Raw genomic sequence first — 17,781 nt, 5'->3', positions numbered from 1 at the left:
ATTATTTTATAAAAACCATAAGGCATCTTTAGCATCGTCTGGAACACCATTATTAAATCGTGGTGCTATTTGTGCTACCATTTCTGGGTATTTTATGGTAATAGGTACATTTTGTTGTCGAAGTGATTTCCAATACAATCTGCTAAATTGATATACCTGTGTTAATAACTCTAAAACCACGTCTGCATCTTCAAAAGCATCTTCATCTGGACTGCTTACCTTAATTTTTATTGGAAACGGATAACCATCTGTATCTGCATATCGCTGTGAATTAGGATAACGTGCATTATTAAACAGTAGGAATTGATTTTCGCTAATACGTATGTATGTGCCACTTACAGGCATTAACTTTTTACCCCAATTGAGGTCGTAAGCAATAATATCTTCTGCTTCTGTTTTATTGATATTTAAAATGTAAAGAGGAATTTTCAACCCTAATGTATGCATCCCTCTTATAATAGGTTTTAGTTCCTCGTAGCTCATTTCCTTATAAAAGTGAATGACTACTTTATCTGCTTCAGCAACCGATGTAAAATCTCTAATGGCTTTACATATACTTCCTGCCAATAGGTCTGTTTCGCTTTGGTCAAAATATTCGAACTTTCTAAATAAACCATTGTTTTGAAAACTAAAGGCACTTGCTATATACCGTCTGTTTTCGCCTTGATTGGTAAAAGCACCAACACCAATTACTAATTCTTTTTTATCGGTTACTGCGAGTTTCCAAGGTGCACCACCTAATTTAGCGTGAATAGCTAATGCCATATTTTGTAATGTGAATTGGAAGTTGTATTGATTCTCGATATTTACTACCATTTTTTCATAATCTACTACCTGCGTAACAATGCCTTCATTTAAAAACAATTCTTTGATTTGAATATAGATGTCTCGGTCTTCGGGATTTGGTGTAAACTTATCGAAAGGACTTAAATAGAACGCTGCATATTTTATATTATCGTGGTCGAAGGTTAAGCTCTCTAACTTTTCAACTATTTCTGGAATTGGGTCGCTTTCATTGGTAAACTCAATAAAATGTTCTTTAGACGTTGAAGCCTTAATGTTTACATAAGCCTCAATCCCTTTAAAATACTTTTTATCCGCAGTAACGCCAGTTTTAAGGTTGTTGTAAAAGGTTTTAATTGCTTCTTTGTGAGACGTATGGTACACAAAGAAAAACTTAATGTTTTGGTTGTTTGGTCTCTTATAAGGATTAAGATTATTCATTGCCAATTTAGGCACTAAATGGGTTTTCTTGTTACCGTATTGGTCTTTACCAAATTCTAATAATCCTACTTGTGGGTCAATGTGATTGATACGATTGAGTGGCACATCAATAAAAGCATCAGTCTTAAAAGGAAATATGGCTTTAAAATCTTCTGTAAACAGATAATTGGTAGCAAAATTATTAATAAGTGCTACATACTTTTGGTATTTGTTAGCTGGTCTTACAGGTTCTTCAATAGGTATATCTAAAGCCCGTGCTAATGGCAAATTAAAAATTGGGTATGCCTGGTCAAACTGAATAGCATTGTAAAATTCTTCTTTTTCCTCTGTATCGAGGTCCATTTGGTAATTGAACGTTTTTTGACCATATACACAACGCTTTATTAACTCTGAATCCTCTATATCCTTAACCGAAGTTGTAAGGACTTTTGAAGTACCATCGTATGAAACAATTAACTCTGGTAAGTCTGTGAGTTTTGCAAACTGTATTTTAAATGAAAATTTATAGTAGAGGTTATAGTCTGCTGTATTTCCTTTTTTAGAAGGCATCCACACTTGTACATCACCAACGAAGTTTTTTACTACTATATAGTCTTTAGATTTAAAATAGCTTCTTAATTGGTGTTTAAGGAATTGCTTGTATATTCTCAATTCTCTACCATCTACTAAATTTAGTTTAATACTTGGTGCATCTGGTATTTCTGTTGTAAATGTTGTAAATATTTGGTCTGTGTTAGATAAGTCTACATCTGGAAACACCTCTTTAATCTGCCTTGAAAATTTAGAATTATGTATAGGATGGCTACCTTCTTCCATATCCTCTAAAGTTAAATAAATAGTAGGCGCACTATTAGGCCATTTAAAGTTGAGTATGTTCGTTTTGAGGTGTTCTTGCATAGACTATTATTTTTTTGTCAATCTATTTAAATTTTCTTCCGCTATTTTGAGGATTTCCGTATGTTCCTTTTCATTTTTGAGCATTAGTACAATTTGTTCGGACATCCATAGCTTAATTAATTCGTTTTCATCTTCTTTTAATGTTTTGGCAAAAGCAACTACTTGTTCGCGTCTTGCCATCCGATTTCCTCTTTCTATTTTGCTTAAATAGGCAACGTCCATATTTAGGTTTGCAGCCATTTCCCTTAATAGCAAATTGCGTTTTTCACGCAATGAGCGTATGTATTCCCCAAATTCCATAATAGAATTATTTAGACTTGTCAATATTTGTCTAATTTAAGAAAAGGAAACAAAAGGAAAGTAAAAAGATATAAACAGTTATTAACAGGTAATGAGGAAGTTGAGGATTTGAGGAAATCCATTTAATCATTTCCTTAAATCCTCGAAATCCTTAACTATGTCTTTGCAGGATTTGAGTAGTTATTGTGTGCTTCTCTGTGTATTAATCCTGCATCAACAAATTTGGTAATATAACCTTCTGCGGTTTTATGTGGTATGCTCTGTTTTGTGGCTAAATCTAAATACTCTTGTCTGCTAAACTGCTTTGGTAAACTTTCTAAAAAGCGTTCCTTTCTATTTAATCGTTTTGTTGCTTTTTGCTCAATAGGTAAGTCGTTAAAAACTTTACTACTGTGTTTTACTAAAATTGAAATTATGGTTAGTGCGTTTTCAAAATCTATATCCTCACATTTTTTGGTTGGGTTTACATCACCATCTTCCATAATACGAAATGCTGTGAATAGCATCATTATCCTAAACGCAATTAAGCCTAAACGCCTTATCGTTGCGATGTACTCTTCGGGTTGTAGGTTGATGTATTTGGTCTGTAAAGATTCAAAAAACGTATTGAATTGCTGTTGTTGGGTTGTGGTTAACCGTATTTCAATCTCTGGATTGTTTTTTAGCGTTTTGTACAGTTCTAAAAACTCGCTACCCAATTGGTTGTAGTAATCGTCTAAACCTACTTTATTGCTATTTTGAAACACGTTTTTCCAAGTTGGTTTGATATTCATATAGTAGAACATAAAACGACTAAACAAACCATTTTCTGCATTAGGTATTAAGGTTGCCACTTGTTTTGGTGTCCCTGATAATACTGTTGATAAACACGGTTTTTCTATATCTACATATTCTCTATCGGTTCTACGATAATAACTTATGGTTTCGTGATGAAAGGCTTTACGAAATCCATCGGAATAATTACCATAATCGCTTTTAAAGGCTTGTGCTAATGTATCTCCTTCGGTTTCAAAAATTAATCCTCTACCATCATTATCAGAAATTAATTGATATACGCCTGTTACACTATTGTTGGCAGGAATAAACAGCATTCTTTCTGGTGGTTTACTTGGTTTTTCCAAGTTTTCATCTTTACCCTTGTTCATATTATAAGTTGCCATTTCTGTATTAAATTGTTGCTTTAGAACTTTGGCTTGCTCACGTTTTAACTTGTGAACAGGTTCTACCAAATTTTTAATTTGATTAAGCCTGCCTTTACCTGCAGATGCAGGTGCAGTTACAAAAAGATATAAATTAGCAAACACCTTACGTTGGTCGTAGATACCAAAGAGTTTAGGAAAGCAGGCACTAAAAGCCGTTAAAGCTCCTAACAACAAAATGTCCTTTTCCTCTTGACTGCTCGCTGGATTTACAACTTGTTGTAAAAACTGCGGTAAGGTATTAAATACCTCATCCGGTATTGTTGGCATTGCTTGGTTGGGTGTATCAACAATAGTTGCAACGTTTGTTGCAACTTCGTTGTTGTACTGTTGTTTGGTCGGTTTGATACCTGATTGATGTGCGTTATGGTAAAAGGTAGCAATAGTAATTCCGTGTCCTTTTGCATTTAAGCATTTGTTGAATTGTTCATCACACTCTTTAGCATCGTAACCTGCATAATTTTTACTTATACGATGGAAATAATCTCTTCCTGTTACTCCATATTCTTCTGCTAAAGCAAAGCCTAAATCTCTCCAAGTGGCATAACTTCCTGTTATGTCTGTACCTGATTGCTCGATTGCTGAAATGTAGGGTTCAATGTCGTTATCAGCAACAGCAACAACATTGGTTGTTGCTGTGTTGCTTTTTGGTTGAGGTTGCTCTTTAGGAACTTCTAACCAATCTTTTGGATTAAATATTTTACTCATAATGCTTGATGTCTTTTATGTAAAAAGGCTGTTGGGTCGTATGGTAAAAAACACGCTCTGGAAACGTCTTTACCTGACTGGTCAACCTCAATGTTATAATTGTGTTTAATGTAATTTGCTACTGCTGTGAAATATTCTGAATGCGATACTTCTGAAATATCTATTCTAATAATCCATTTTAGGCCATCACCAGATGGTGAAATAAAGAGCATTTCGGTTTCAAAATATTCATCATTTAAGAGTTGTGTTCTTAACTCTTGTAGATTCTCTAAATGGTCAAAATCAATAGTTAATAAATTAGAATGCTTTAGCAAATTGCTATCACTACGTTTTTCAAATATTCCTGAAAGTGTTACGTAATCAAAGCGATTCGCTTTGAATTTACGTGCTTCTTTTACATTGGTAATTGCTCTTAACTCTTCAGTAATTCTTTTGTATTTATCACTTGTGATTAATTCAAATACTTGATGTAATCGCAGAGTTTCCGAAGGAAACACATTGCGAACAGGTGCTTTGAAAAAGCTACAGTTAGCATACCAGGTATCATCTGGTTCATTAAGCCATTCTAATTCGTCTTTCTCTTTTATTTCTAAATTTAAATGTAACTCTTGATTTATCTTCTGGAATAATTCTTCTTCATCGTTTATTCTAAAATGGTATTGTGCAAAATCAAATACATCACCTTTAAAGGCTTCTAATTCTGTATCTCGATGTGTTGCTATTATACCATCAATATGAATATGTAAGGTTTCTTTACCACCGTTAAACGGATTGCGAGTTATCCCACAGTCCCTTCCTTTTACAGAAAGGACTGTTTGATTAGGATAATACTGTCTCAACACATAGGCATAGATTTTTAAACCATAATGTGTTTTGTCTAAAATTGCTTCTCTACTTATTTCCATCTTGCTTGAAATTATGGTTGTAGTAGTTGTCTTGAAGCAATTGCTCTATATCAGCAACTCTATAGTAAAATTTACCTTTTACTTTGCTGTAAGGCAAAGTACCATTGGTTCTTAAAGTTTGTAGTGTTCGCTTACTTATATGTAAGGTCTGCAATACATATTGATTGTCTATCCACGTATCTTTTAATACTTCTGCTCTCGATTGTCGCAACAATTCGATACGTGCTTTTAAGTCCTTAATATCTTGTGAGAGCGTTAAGAGTAAATCGATTATTTCCGTCATAACTTCACCGCTCCTTTCTTAATGAGGTAATCGGCAGCTTGCTGTTCGATTTCGTCTTGTGAATCAACACGGTTACTTAATAACCATTGTTCTAATTCAACTCTGTTAAAATAAATTTTCTTACCATTCGGTTTATAATGTGGAATGGTTCCTGTGCTTGTAAGTTTATATAAATGGGATTGTGATAATTCCAAAAACTTACACGCTTCGTTAAAACTCAATACGTTTTTTACAATAATGTTTCTGTCTAAAACGTGCTGTTCGATAATTTTGAGACGTTCTAATATTTCGTCCATAACTAATAAAATTTTAGTTTATAGTAAATGGACATCTGGCCAAATGTCATTCTTGGTTTTCAAGAACAGGACAAAGGTTCAAAATTGGCTTTCCGATTTTAGTAAGAGTGTAAAACAAGGGTAAGACAACAGTAAGGTTTCTTACTATTCTTACTGTTTTTTATTGCAGTTGTTGGATGATTTTATCTATTTCTTCCTTTTCTTTTGGGTTGTGAACTTTGTTTTTGTGAAGATTATTCGCCTTTAATAGCGTACCTGTTTTAGTAATAAATTTTCCAGAACGTTCTATTGAGGTAGGATTGAAACCATTAAAAAACGGTTTAAGTTTTGTTACAAGGTAACTAAACTGTGTAGTTTCACATTGAAGATAAATTTGCGATTCTGTATTTGCAAAATCTTTTGCTAATAACAATTGTTGCAACTGTTCAACAGTTGTGCGGTTATCTAACAAATCGATTTTTAGATTTACTTGTTTAAGTACAGTTAGCAAAGTTGAAGTGTCATTACTTTTATATCCAAAAGAAGTCTTGGGTGTTGCTTTAGATTTTGATGTTTTTTTGGTAGCAACTTTTTTAGTGGTGCTCTTTTCTATTAAGCTAACATCAAAAGTTTCATCATTAAAGTATTTTTCTGCAATTTCAGAAATAGAGAATTTTGTATTTTCCGAAAACTGTCCGTATTGCTCTTGTAGTTCAGCATACAACCTCATAACAGACGCTTTTAGGTTGTTTATGATATAATTGTCATCATTATTTAAATCTGCTGTTATTCCTCTTTTATTGATATAAGTTGCAATGTCATTTAAGTACTTATCAAATTTATTAAGTAGAATGATATAGGTGTATTTATTTTCTGGTGTAGTTGCATTTTTAGGAAATTCCTTCGCAAATGATGCTACTGTATTTTCTGTTTCATTAAATATTAGCTTTTGATAGTATTCTTTTTTCGCATTTAAAGGCTTTTTAAAGTTTACTTTAAAAACTGCATTATTGGCTTTTGGATTCAATTTAAAATCAGACAGTAGGTATTTAAAATCCTTTTCCTGTCTATTATCTCTATGTAAGCCATTGGTTATAGAAACCAAACTTGAAAATATACTTCCTTTCATTATAAATCCAGTTGAATACGGTTAGCAGCTTCTTTCTTTTTATCGTCAATTACTTTGGCATATATCTGTGTAGTGCGTAACTCTTTATGACCTAATAATTTTGATACAGTATATATGTCTGTACCCAAAGTTAATTGTAAGGTAGCGTAGGTATGACGCGCACAATGAAACGTAATAGTTTTAGTAATACCTGCCTTCATCATCCATTGTTGTAATTTTAAATTAGACCAGGCACTATAATGTAAGCCATCAAATACTTTATCGTCTGGATTACCTTTTTCTCCTAATAGATTTCTTGCTTGGTCTGATATTGGTAAGGTTTCAACTCCTTTAGTTTTCTTTTGCCTAAATCGGATATAACATCCCATTTCTTTTGAGTGCTGGATTTCTGACCATATTAGTTTTTCAATATCTGACCAACGTAATCCGGTTAAAGCTGAAAAAATAAAAGCATTCTTTAAAATAGGCAGTTCACATTCTGTATTAACTGCCTTTTGTAATTCATCAAGCGTTAAAAATTCTCGTTGAGGTTCACCTTGTTTAAAATACTCTACACCATTTGCAGGATTTACTTTTAATATGCCATCCTTGACCGCTTGTTTTAATGCAGCTGAAAATTTACCGTAATACGAATATTTTGAATTTTGAGACAGTTGCTTACCTGCTCTACCTATTGCATCTTTATCTAAATACTCTTTGAAACGCTCAACAAACGATTTGTCTATGTCTTGAAAACTAACATCTGTTGGACAAAACTTTTTTAAATGTTTTAGCATACTATTCCAATTACCATAATTGCCAGAGCTTGTATTTTTCTTTTCTGCTAAAGCTGTGATGTAAGTAATAAAACTACCTTTTAGCTTCTCAATATCTTGAAAGCCATAAATACCGTTTTGAATTTCAATTTGTCGCTGTGCACATATAGTTTCAGCCAATTGTTTGGTTTTTTTATTAACCTCTCTTTCCGTTTTTGTTTTAGGATTAGGTGTAAGGTATAAGCGTAAGTATTCTGTTTTACGTTTGCCTTTATGATAGTAATCTAAATACAGGCTTATTTTGTCGTTCTTCTTGCGTTGTCTTAATGTTACTTTCATAATGGAATTAATTAAAGAGGTTTTCTATTTGCCATCTGGCCACAATACGCTTTCTACCAAAAGGAACCGCTTTTAAACGTCCTTGTTGAATCATTCTTTGAATGGTCCATCTACTCACCCCAATAAGTTGTGAGGCTTCTGTTACGCTTAAAAAATCTTTGTTATTTACAGCATTAGTATTGTGAACCTCAACAATTTCTTTTTGTTGTTGCATATCTTCAGTAAGAGTAGCTTGGATTTTTTCTTGACGCTTGCGTGCCTTATAAGCTCTTTTTGCACAAATATCGCCACAGTATTTGGTAACTGTTGTACGTGCTGTGAACGCATTACCACAATGCTTACAAGTTTTAGGAATGAATAAATTACTGCTCATAAATGGTGCTTTATGTAGCGCAATGGTGCAACGTGGTGCGTTATGGTGCATCATTTCGCCTTTAATCTCGCCAACAGATTTGGGCAACAAATCTGTATTTAAGGCAACAGATACACAACAAATTTAATCAAAAAAGAGCAAATAAGCAACAAATAAAAGAAGATAAAACACTATAAAGTCTACAATAACAAGGGATTAACAAATAAAAGAAAGTAAGTTACTTCCCAATACAAAAATTCGCAAAAATATTGCCTAATAGATCATCATTAGTAATCTCTCCCGTAATCTCACCAAAGTGATACAAGGCTTGGCGTATATCAATTGCCAACAAATCACCAGAGAGTCCTGTTTCTAATCCATGTTGCACTTTTTGTATTTCTTCAAAAGCTTTCAACAAAGCATCGTAATGACGTGTATTAGTGACAATGGTTTCATTATTTCTTAATGCACCTGTATTTATTAAGTTAAGAAGTGAATTTGTCAATTGCTCGACACCAAAGCCAGTTTTAGCAGATAATAATGAGACATCTGGAATTGATGCATTAATTTCTGCTAATTGAATATCGTCAAGAGTATCTATTTTATTCGCTATAATCAATAAAGGTTTTTGCGGGTGTTTGTTTCGTATTTTTTCAATCTCAACTCTTACAGCTTCCAAATTTTTAATATTCATTTGAGCATCAAACAAATAAATGACCACTTGAGATTGTTCTATTTTTTCGAAGGTCTTTTTTATGCCAATACTCTCAACAATATCTTGAGTCTCACGAATACCTGCTGTATCTATAAATCGAAAACCAATACCTCCAATGGAGATCTCGTCTTCAATAGTATCTCTTGTAGTTCCTGCAATTTCAGATACAATAGCTCTATCTTCATTGAGCAAGGCATTAAGTAATGTGGATTTACCAACATTTGGTTCTCCAACAATGGCTACAGGTATACCATTTTTAATCACATTACCTACAGCAAAAGAATCTATCAAACGCTTCAACACAAAGTTAATCCGCTCTATAAGCTCTTTAAATTGTTTTCTATCTGCAAATTCTACATCCTCTTCTGCAAAATCGAGCTCTAACTCTATTAAAGATGCAAAGTTTAGAAGTTCTTCTCTAAGTTTAGCAATCTCAGAAGAAAAGCCTCCACGCATTTGCTGCATAGCTATTTGATGAGAAGCTTCATTATCACTTGATATTAAATCGGCTACAGCTTCTGCCTGACTCAAATCTAACTTACCATTTAAAAAAGCTCTTAGCGTAAATTCACCAGCAGTTGCCATTCTGCAACCTTGTCTTAAAAACAACTGAATGATTTCCTGCTGAATATAAGATGAGCCATGACAAGATATTTCTATGACATCTTCACCAGTATAGGAATTTGGATTTTTAAAAATAGAGACTAAAACCTCATCAATTGTTCGCTCACCATCAACGATATGTCCTAAATGGATGGTATGCGTACTTTGCTGTTTTAAAACCTTATTAGAAACTGATTTAAAGTTTTGTGAAGCAATAGCAATAGCATCATCACCAGATAAACGTATTACAGCAATCGCTCCGCTACCAGAAGGAGTTGCTAAAGCTACAATAGTATCGTTATGCATAGTTCTTTGCTTTACTACAAAAGTATTGTAAAATATTATGATTCTTATAAAATGGCTAGGAACTATTTTAAGATTTACTTCGCAAAGTATCTTTCAATTTTTCTGCTTAGTCTTATTAAGTGTAAGGCAATGAAATTGTGTGATTCTTTAAATAATTAATCTTATCTAAAATTATTAGGAGACTCAATTAGAGTTAATTGAGCTTTCCTGTTTTATACAAAACAAAAAGAATAATAATAGGTATCGCCAATAAGCCTATATGACCTAAATCAGTTTCAAATAAACTCGGTAATAGTATAAGTGTGACGGCATAACCGCCTACTGCTCCTCCAAAGTGAGCATCGTGCCCAATATTTCCTATTCTTTTTTTCATGCCATAAATAGAGTATAACAAATAGCCAATACCAAAAACATAGCCCGGAATTGGTATAGGTACAAAGAACATATACAAATTCATTTCTGGTTGTAAAAGTATTGCTGCATACAAGACACCAGTTACTGCTCCACTAGCACCTACCGCGTTATACCAATACTCTTCCTTGTGAAAATATAACGATAGTAAATTACCAAATATTAAACTCGCAACATAAATGATTATAAAATTTAATTGACCAAGTTCAAATATTACAGCATCTGCGAAGAAATAAAGCGTAAACATATTGAAAAATAAATGTGTAGTATCTACATGTAAAAAACCTGAACTAAACATGCGTATCTGCTCACCTCTTCTTATACTTCCTACATTAAATTTATATTTTTCAAAAAATAAACGATCACCAAATCCTTTAAAAGACATTATGACGTTCGTTGCTATTATTGCAATTGTAACCGGATCTAAGTTCATAAAACTATCTATTGATTCAAATATAATATATTTGCGCTTTAGAAAGAACATGCGTCTATGCAACTTATTGCCTATATATTAGTTTACCCTATCCTTTGGTTAGTTTCTATTCTTCCATTTAGGCTACTTTATGGCTTATCTGATGTACTCTATTTTTTACTTTATCGCGTATTTGGTTATAGAAAATCTACAGTAAAAGAAAACCTAAGATTAGTGTTCCCTGATAAATCTGAAAACGAAATTTCTATTATCACAAGTAAATTTTATCACCATTTATGTGATATGATGGTAGAAGCAATTAAATCATTATCTATTTCAGAAGCTGAGTTAAAAAAGCGCTATAAATTCACTAACATAGAAGTTATTAACGATCTCGAAAAAAAACAACGCAGTATTATTTTAATGTGTGGCCATTATGGTAGTTGGGAATGGATTTTTATACTGCAAAAATATATAGAGCACAAAGGCTACGCGATATACAAACGTTTAGCTAATAAATATTTTGACAAGTTAGTGAAGCGTATTAGGGCAAGGCACAATACATATCTTATTACTACTAAAGAAACCTTTTCGGTTTTAAGTGAGTGCAAGAAAAAGGGAGAATTAACGATTAACGGATTCGCTTCAGACCAATCGCCAAAAGTCAATAAAGCATTTCACTGGAATGAATTTATGGGTATTAAAGTACCTATGTATACAGGTGCAGAGATGTTGGCAAAAAAATTGGATATGGCAGTCGTGTTTTTCAGTGTGAAACGCATCAAACGTGGCTTTTATGAAACAACTTTTAATACGATTACAGAACACCCAAAAGAATATAAAAATTATGAAATCACAGATATATTCTTTAAACTTTTAGAAGAGCAAATCTTGGAAGCACCTGAATATTATTTGTGGACACACAAACGCTGGAAACATAGAGATAAAGTGCCAGCTGAATTTCAATAAGATTAAAATTTATCCTTATCTCGCACAACGCTATAGTAAGATAGAAAAAAGACTCTAGAAGCTAGGATACAGCATATTTGTATAAGACCTATTTTGTACCGAAAATCGCTTACTAAATCAAAATAGAAAATTATAAAGTTCATCAGTGGAACTGAAATCAAAATAATAGCTATCAGTAAATCCTTTTTAGCCCTTTTTAATCTTAGAGTTTTAAATTGATTATCAACTGACTTTAATTTTATTACAGACGCATTATTGCTAAACCCTTGAAGCATTAAATGCTTTTTAAGATATTTATAGCTTTTACCATCAATATATCGTCTTTTTAAGATTTCATCTGAATGATGTGATGGCTTTGAATCCACAACTGACTTTATTATAAATCAAACCAATTATCGACATTAGTAGCCGTGCAAGGTTTGTCTAAAAGTGATTTATGAACAAACTCATTATTAGATCTTGAGTATTCATAGTCCTGAGCCCAAGTTTTATGATTTTTTGCTAAATCTTTAATACTATCACAAACAAACTCAATTTCTGCGTTTGTTGTTGTTGGATGAATAGACATTCGTATCCAACCTGGTTTGCGCACTAAGTCTCCTATTGAAATTTCATTGGTCAGCTCGTGAGACATTTTCTGATCTACATGTAATAAAAAATGTCCATAAGTACCAGCACAACTGCACCCACCACGCGTCTGAATTCCAAATTTATCATTCAATAACTTTACTCCTAGATTATAATGTAAATCGTCAATATAAAATGAAATGACACCCAAACGTTCTTTATGTTGACTAGCAAGAATATTAATATTATCTACGTCATTTAACGTCTCAAATACTGTAGTGACCAATTGGTGCTCGCGCTTTAGCATATTGGCAACTCCCATTTGTTCTTTTAACCGAATAGAAAGGGCTGTTTTTATAGTTTGAAGAAAACCTGGTGTACCACCATCTTCTCTATCTTCAATATTATCTATGTATTTATGTTCGCCCCAAGGATTAGTCCAGCTTACAGTACCTCCACCTGGACAATCTGGCACCATATTTTTATATAGCTTTTTATTGAAAACCAAAACACCCGAAGTACCTGGACCACCAAGGAACTTATGAGGAGAAAAGAAAATCGCATCTAATTGTTCGTCTTCATCTTCAGGATGCATATCAATAGTAACATAAGGCGCAGAACACGCGAAATCTACAAAACAAACTCCACCATGTTGGTGCATTAATTTAGCAATTTTATGATGTGGATTCTGAATGCCTGTAACATTAGAGCCACCAATAATGGAGGCAATTTTAATAGTACAATCTTTGTATTGAATTAATAACTTTTCTAGGTTTTTAAGACTAAACAGACCATTTTCATCTGGTGGGATAACCTCAACCTTAGCCATAGTTTCTAGCCACGACGTCTGATTAGAATGATGCTCCATATGTGTTACAAAAACTACAGGTCGCATCTCATCAGGTATATTCGTATAATCCTTTAAATTTTCAGGAACTTTTAAACCTAGTATACGTTGAAACTTGTTCACTACACCAGTCATACCATTACCAGATACAATTAAGACATCATCATCATTGCAATTTACATGATCTTTTATAATCTGTTTGGCTTTATGGTAAGCTTTGGTCATTGCTGTACCAGAAACCGTTGTCTCGGTATGCGTATTAGCCACAAAAGGTCCGAATTCATTACAAAGCTTCTCTTCTATCGGTCTATATAAACGACCTGAAGCTGTCCAATCCGTGTAGATGATTTTTTGCTCACCGTAAGGTGAGATAAAAGTTTGATTCTGACCAATAATATGTTTTCTGAACTTACCAAAATAAGCTTCTAAATCAATAGCTTCGATAGTATTAGTTTCAGAAATCATAGACCTTTTATGGGTTTAATTAGTAGTTCAAAGATACTAAATATTAGCAACAGCCTTAATTTCAGCAATGAAAAGATCTGCTAAGGTATCAGCCGCATCTTGAGATGGAGCCTCCGTATAAATTCTAATTATTGGCTCCGTATTACTCTTGCGTAAATGTACCCAACTATCAGCAAAGTCAATTTTAACACCATCAATAGTCGTTAATTTTTCGTGACTATAATTAGATTCCATTGTGCTTAAAATACCATCGACATCTAATCCTGGAGTTAATTGTATTTTCTTTTTACTCATATAATAATTAGGATACGTCGCTCTTAATTCGCTGACTTTCATTTTCTTTTCAGCCAATAAACTCAAGAACAATGCTACACCAACTAAAGCATCACGTCCATAATGTGATTCAGGATAAATAATACCTCCATTACCTTCGCCTCCAATAACCACATTGTTTTTCTTCATCAAATTAACAACATTCACTTCGCCAACAGCACTCGCTTCATAAGTGCCACCATGCTTTTCAGTAACATCTCGTAAAGCTCTAGTAGAACTCATATTACTTACAGTGTTTCCAGGTGTCTTACTCAATACATAATCTGCACAAGCCACCAAAGTATATTCTTCACCAAACATTTCACCAGTCTCATCCATAAATGCCAAACGATCTACATCCGGATCTACTACAATACCAAAGTCAGCGCGTTCCTTAACTACAGCTTCAGCCAAATCTCCTAAATGCTCTTTAAGTGGTTCTGGATTATGTGGAAAATGACCAGTTGGGTCACAATATAATTTTACAGGATGTACTCCTAAACGCTCTAGCAATAAAGGAATAGCAATACCACCTGTAGAATTCACTCCATCAACAACCACTTTAAAGTTAGCTGCTTCAATGGCTTTCTTATTAACTAGTAGTAATTCTAAAACTTCATCAATATGTAAATCTATATAAGCTTCGTTTTTGGTGATTTTTCCTAAATCGTCTACTTCAGCAAAGTTCATAGTATTAGATTCAGCAATCTCTAAAATCTTCTGACCTTCTTCACCATTTAAAAATTCACCTTTAGCATTCAAAAGTTTTAACGCGTTCCATTGCTTAGGATTATGACTTGCAGTAAGAATAATTCCTCCATCAGCATGCTCCATAGGTACAGCAATTTCAACTGTTGGAGTTGTGGACAAACCTAAATCAATAACATGAATTCCTAAACCCACCAAAGTGTTCATTACTAAATTCTGAATCATTTCACCAGAAATCCTAGCGTCTCTTCCAACGACTACGCGATAGTTATCTTTATTGCGTTGTTGTTTTAACCATGTGCCATATGCTGCTGCAAATTTAACTGCGTCAATCGGAGTTAAATTGTCATCAACGGTTCCACCAATAGTGCCACGAATTCCTGAAATAGATTTTATTAAAGTCATATAGTTTTAATTTTCAGCAAATATAATATCTTAGAGACGGTTTGAAAATGATTTTTGACATTTGTTATAGTGAATTTTTGAGTCAGTTAAGGCACCAAAATCGCAGTTTAGCCATAGCTAAATGAGAATTAAAGGAACGAAAAATGGCTTAAAAAGACGCATAACAAAATCGAAGTATTGTTTTTAAACCCTCTCTTCATCCAAAAATGTGATTACGAATTTGTAAATTCGACAAATGAATTTCTTAGCGCACATTTACCTCTCGGGAAATAACGAATTAATCACCATCGGAAACTTTGTTGGAGATGGTGTTAGAGGCAATAAATACAAGTTGTATCCTACAGAAATACAAGTTGGTATTCAGTTGCATCGGAGAATTGACTCCTATACAGATGCGCATCCTGTCTTTAGACAATGCACTAAAAGATTACACAAAAATTATGGGCATTACAGTGGTGTCATTATAGATATCTTTTTTGATCATTTTTTAGCAAAAAACTGGACAACCTATTCCCATATTCCTCTAGAAAAATATGTTGATGATTTCTACAAAAGTTTAACTCATCATATAGACATGTTACCAGAGCGTTTTAAAAGAATGACTCCAATAATGGTAGAAGGTAATTGGTTATTAAGCTATGCTACTATTGATGGTATTCAACTAGTTTTAAATGGAATGAACAGAAGAACTAAAGGACGCTCAAAAATGAATGAGGCCACGAAAGAACTGCAAGAAAACTACAAAGCTTTTGAACAAGATTTTATAGTTTTCTTTAAAGACCTTATTGAATTCAGCACCGATAAACGTTTAGAAATAGAAAAACAATTTAATATATGAACCGTGTCCTTGTCTTACTAATTGCATTACTCCTTTGTATAACAAGTTGCAAAACTGATAAATCACAATCTAATTCTAAAACAAATAACAGAGGGCTTATGGCCCAAAAAGCAATGGTTGTAAGTGCTCGTGCTGAAGCTTCAAAAATTGGTGTTGATATTTTAAAACAAGGTGGCAATGCTTTTGATGCTATGTTCGCTACAGAAATGGCACTCGCAGTAGTCTATCCTTACGCTGGCAATCTTGGTGGTGGTGGATTTATGGTATATCGTCTAAATACAGGTGAGGTCGGATCTCTTGACTATCGCGAAAAAGCTCCTATTGCGGCTCACAAAGACATGTATCTCGATGAAGCTGGTAATGTCGTAAAAGATAAAAGTACTGTAGGAGTGCATGCTGTTGGAATACCTGGAACTATAGCTGGTATTTTTGCAGCACACAAAAAATTCGGCAGCTTACCAATAGATGTTTTGTTGAAGCCTGTTATAGAATTAGCTCAAGAAGGATTTATTGTGACTCAAAAACAACACGATAAGTTTATATTGTATGACAGTATTATTACGGCTGTAAATGGAAAACAAACTATGTTTAATAAGTCGGTTGCAGCAGAATCATTATTGAAAAATAAAGCTTTAGCAGAAACTTTAAAGCGTATCTCTAAAAATGGACGCGACGAATTCTACAAAGGTGAAACCGCAAAAAAACTGATCAATTATCTACAATCTAAAGGGAGTATCATTACACTTGAAGATTTAGAAAAATATGAAGCCAAATGGAGAACACCTATTCAATTTAATTACGATAATCTCAATATTATTTCCATGGCTCCTCCATCTAGTGGTGGATTGTGTTTGGCACAAATAATGAAAATGATGGAACCTTATGATATAGGACAATATGAGCATAATTCGCCTGAAGCTATTCAAGTTATGGTAGAAGCCGAAAAAAGAGCTTATGCCGATCGTAGCTACTATTTAGGAGATTCAGATTTTGTAAATATTCCTATGAAAGAGTTATTAGATACTCAATACTTAAACGAGCGAATGGAAAGTTTTTCATTTGAAAATATAACACCTTCAGATTCTATTTCTTATGGCATAATTCCGAATTACACTATGGAAGTTTCCGAATTTGCTAATTACCAAGAGCCCGAAGAAACCACGCACTACTCTATCGTTGATCAATTTGGGAATGCAGTTGCAGTCACAGTAACCCTAAATAGCGGTTATGGATCAAAACTATTTGTTGAGGATCTTGGATTCTTCTTAAATAATGAGATGGACGACTTTAGCAGTAAACCAGGTGTTCCGAATGTGTATGGTCTCATTGGTGGTAAAGCTAATAGCATTGCACCAGAAAAGCGAATGTTAAGTGCTATGACGCCTACAATTATAGAAAAAGAAGGAAAGCTATTTATGGTCTTAGGAACTCCAGGAGGTTCAACAATTATTACTTCTGTTTTGCAAACCATTTTGAATGTCCACGAATTTGAAATGACAATGCAAGACGCCGTAGATGCACCTCGCCTACACCATCAGTGGTTACCAGACCAAATACGTATGGAAGTCGATTTATTTTCTGAAGACTTAAAACAAAAACTCACAGAAAAAGGCTATTTTATTAATGAAGAAGCAGCACCAATTACAGCAAGGGTCGAAGCCATTCTTGTTTTAGACGATGGGTCTTTAGAAGGAGGAGCAGATTATCGCGGTGATGATACTGCAGTTGGGTTTTAATAAAAAACCGCTATACTTTGTCATCCTGAACTAGTTTCAGGATCTAAATCAATAGTAAGATGCTGAAACGAGTTTAGCATGACAAAACCTGTAAGCCAAACATGCACTTGAAATTCCGACA

16 protein-coding genes are annotated in these 17,781 nt (G+C 33.6%); 3 read left to right on the top strand and 13 right to left on the bottom strand.

Annotation, left to right across the window (positions count from 1 at the left end; all coding sequences use genetic code 11):
- Positions 1-6: 6 nt before the first annotated feature.
- From Q0822_RS13760 to Q0822_RS13710, 11 genes are all read right to left on the bottom strand, one after another.
- Positions 7-2,121 (bottom strand): Piwi domain-containing protein, encoded by a 2,115-nt coding sequence (locus Q0822_RS13760; RefSeq protein ID WP_299124628.1) that lies wholly within the window; start codon positions 2,119-2,121, stop codon positions 7-9.
- A gap of 6 nt (positions 2,122-2,127) precedes the next feature.
- Entirely contained in the window at positions 2,128-2,421 is a 294-nt protein-coding gene (locus tag Q0822_RS13755; protein WP_027879787.1) for a helix-turn-helix transcriptional regulator, read from the bottom strand.
- A gap of 155 nt (positions 2,422-2,576) precedes the next feature.
- Positions 2,577-4,328 (bottom strand): DUF3987 domain-containing protein, encoded by a 1,752-nt coding sequence (locus tag Q0822_RS13750; protein ID WP_299124625.1) that lies wholly within the window; start codon positions 4,326-4,328, stop codon positions 2,577-2,579.
- On the bottom strand, positions 4,325-5,233 hold the full coding sequence (locus Q0822_RS13745) for a BT4734/BF3469 family protein (RefSeq protein ID WP_299124623.1): 909 nt from the start codon (positions 5,231-5,233) through the stop codon (positions 4,325-4,327). The genes Q0822_RS13750 and Q0822_RS13745 overlap by 4 nt, the downstream gene beginning before the upstream one ends.
- The gene (locus tag Q0822_RS13740) at positions 5,220-5,516 is read right to left on the bottom strand and encodes a helix-turn-helix domain-containing protein (protein ID WP_299124622.1); all 297 of its coding nucleotides are present in this window, start codon (positions 5,514-5,516) and stop codon (positions 5,220-5,222) included. Before Q0822_RS13740 ends, Q0822_RS13745 begins: the two co-directional genes overlap by 14 nt.
- Positions 5,513-5,812, bottom strand: a complete 300-nt coding sequence (locus Q0822_RS13735) for a helix-turn-helix domain-containing protein (RefSeq protein WP_155087805.1) — start codon at positions 5,810-5,812, stop codon at positions 5,513-5,515. Before Q0822_RS13735 ends, Q0822_RS13740 begins: the two co-directional genes overlap by 4 nt.
- A 160-nt stretch (positions 5,813-5,972) precedes the next feature.
- Positions 5,973-6,920 carry a DUF6617 family protein gene (locus Q0822_RS13730; RefSeq protein WP_299124621.1) on the bottom strand — a complete coding sequence of 316 codons (948 nt, stop codon included), beginning with the start codon at positions 6,918-6,920 and terminating at the stop codon, positions 5,973-5,975.
- Positions 6,920-8,014 (bottom strand): site-specific integrase, encoded by a 1,095-nt coding sequence (locus tag Q0822_RS13725; protein ID WP_299124619.1) that lies wholly within the window; start codon positions 8,012-8,014, stop codon positions 6,920-6,922. The genes Q0822_RS13730 and Q0822_RS13725 overlap by 1 nt, the downstream gene beginning before the upstream one ends.
- Before the next feature lie 7 nt (positions 8,015-8,021).
- Positions 8,022-8,474 carry a helix-turn-helix domain-containing protein gene (locus tag Q0822_RS13720; RefSeq protein ID WP_299124617.1) on the bottom strand — a complete coding sequence of 151 codons (453 nt, stop codon included), beginning with the start codon at positions 8,472-8,474 and terminating at the stop codon, positions 8,022-8,024.
- A gap of 130 nt (positions 8,475-8,604) precedes the next feature.
- The gene (mnmE, locus tag Q0822_RS13715; RefSeq protein ID WP_299124615.1) at positions 8,605-9,990 is read right to left on the bottom strand and encodes a tRNA uridine-5-carboxymethylaminomethyl(34) synthesis GTPase MnmE; all 1,386 of its coding nucleotides are present in this window, start codon (positions 9,988-9,990) and stop codon (positions 8,605-8,607) included.
- 193 nt (positions 9,991-10,183) lie between these two features.
- Entirely contained in the window at positions 10,184-10,834 is a 651-nt protein-coding gene (locus tag Q0822_RS13710) for a rhomboid family intramembrane serine protease (protein ID WP_299124612.1), read from the bottom strand.
- Between the two features lie 57 nt (positions 10,835-10,891).
- Between Q0822_RS13710 and Q0822_RS13705 the strand changes: the two genes are divergently transcribed.
- Positions 10,892-11,782: a lysophospholipid acyltransferase family protein gene (locus Q0822_RS13705; protein ID WP_299124610.1), complete on the top strand. Its 891-nt coding sequence runs from the start codon at positions 10,892-10,894 to the stop codon at positions 11,780-11,782.
- Between the two features lie 376 nt (positions 11,783-12,158).
- On the opposite strand, the gene Q0822_RS13700 is transcribed toward Q0822_RS13705, so the two are convergent.
- On the bottom strand, positions 12,159-13,661 hold the full coding sequence (locus Q0822_RS13700; protein WP_299124608.1) for an aminotransferase class V-fold PLP-dependent enzyme: 1,503 nt from the start codon (positions 13,659-13,661) through the stop codon (positions 12,159-12,161).
- Between the two features lie 36 nt (positions 13,662-13,697).
- Positions 13,698-15,086 (bottom strand): phosphoglucosamine mutase, encoded by a 1,389-nt coding sequence (gene glmM, locus Q0822_RS13695; protein WP_299124606.1) that lies wholly within the window; start codon positions 15,084-15,086, stop codon positions 13,698-13,700.
- A gap of 235 nt (positions 15,087-15,321) precedes the next feature.
- Here glmM and Q0822_RS13690 point away from each other — a divergent pair, with 235 nt between their 5' ends.
- Both Q0822_RS13690 and ggt read left to right on the top strand, forming a co-directional pair.
- Complete coding sequence (locus Q0822_RS13690) at positions 15,322-15,924, top strand: ACP phosphodiesterase (RefSeq protein WP_299124604.1); 603 nt, start codon at positions 15,322-15,324, stop codon at positions 15,922-15,924.
- Positions 15,921-17,660: a gamma-glutamyltransferase gene (gene ggt / locus Q0822_RS13685; protein ID WP_299124602.1), complete on the top strand. Its 1,740-nt coding sequence runs from the start codon at positions 15,921-15,923 to the stop codon at positions 17,658-17,660. The genes Q0822_RS13690 and ggt overlap by 4 nt, the downstream gene beginning before the upstream one ends.
- Positions 17,661-17,781: the final 121 nt, after the last annotated feature.

It is taken from the genome of uncultured Winogradskyella sp. (assembly GCF_947496485.1).
Lineage (GTDB): Bacteria > Bacteroidota > Bacteroidia > Flavobacteriales > Flavobacteriaceae > Winogradskyella.
The sequence above is the reverse complement of the archived record's forward strand: the minus strand, read 5'-3'. Positions and strand labels throughout refer to the sequence as shown.

Bases quoted from the DNA above. Each gene is read 5' to 3' on its own strand.
- Q0822_RS13745 (WP_299124623.1), bottom strand. From the start codon at position 5,233: ATGGAAATAAGTAGAGAAGCAATTTTAGACAAAACACATTATGGTTTA.
- mnmE (WP_299124615.1), bottom strand. From the start codon at position 9,990: ATGCATAACGATACTATTGTAGCTTTAGCAACTCCTTCTGGTAGCGGA.
- Q0822_RS13705 (WP_299124610.1), top strand. From the start codon at position 10,892: ATGCAACTTATTGCCTATATATTAGTTTACCCTATCCTTTGGTTAGTT.
- Q0822_RS13740 (WP_299124622.1), bottom strand. From the start codon at position 5,516: ATGACGGAAATAATCGATTTACTCTTAACGCTCTCACAAGATATTAAG.
- Q0822_RS13730 (WP_299124621.1), bottom strand. From the start codon at position 6,920: ATGAAAGGAAGTATATTTTCAAGTTTGGTTTCTATAACCAATGGCTTA.
- Q0822_RS13690 (WP_299124604.1), top strand. From the start codon at position 15,322: ATGAATTTCTTAGCGCACATTTACCTCTCGGGAAATAACGAATTAATC.
- Q0822_RS13725 (WP_299124619.1), bottom strand. From the start codon at position 8,014: ATGAAAGTAACATTAAGACAACGCAAGAAGAACGACAAAATAAGCCTG.
- Q0822_RS13755 (WP_027879787.1), bottom strand. From the start codon at position 2,421: ATGGAATTTGGGGAATACATACGCTCATTGCGTGAAAAACGCAATTTG.
- Q0822_RS13760 (WP_299124628.1), bottom strand. From the start codon at position 2,121: ATGCAAGAACACCTCAAAACGAACATACTCAACTTTAAATGGCCTAAT.
- Q0822_RS13750 (WP_299124625.1), bottom strand. From the start codon at position 4,328: ATGAGTAAAATATTTAATCCAAAAGATTGGTTAGAAGTTCCTAAAGAG.
- Q0822_RS13700 (WP_299124608.1), bottom strand. From the start codon at position 13,661: ATGATTTCTGAAACTAATACTATCGAAGCTATTGATTTAGAAGCTTAT.
- ggt (WP_299124602.1), top strand. From the start codon at position 15,921: ATGAACCGTGTCCTTGTCTTACTAATTGCATTACTCCTTTGTATAACA.
- Q0822_RS13735 (WP_155087805.1), bottom strand. From the start codon at position 5,812: ATGGACGAAATATTAGAACGTCTCAAAATTATCGAACAGCACGTTTTA.
- glmM (WP_299124606.1), bottom strand. From the start codon at position 15,086: ATGACTTTAATAAAATCTATTTCAGGAATTCGTGGCACTATTGGTGGA.
- Q0822_RS13710 (WP_299124612.1), bottom strand. From the start codon at position 10,834: ATGAACTTAGATCCGGTTACAATTGCAATAATAGCAACGAACGTCATA.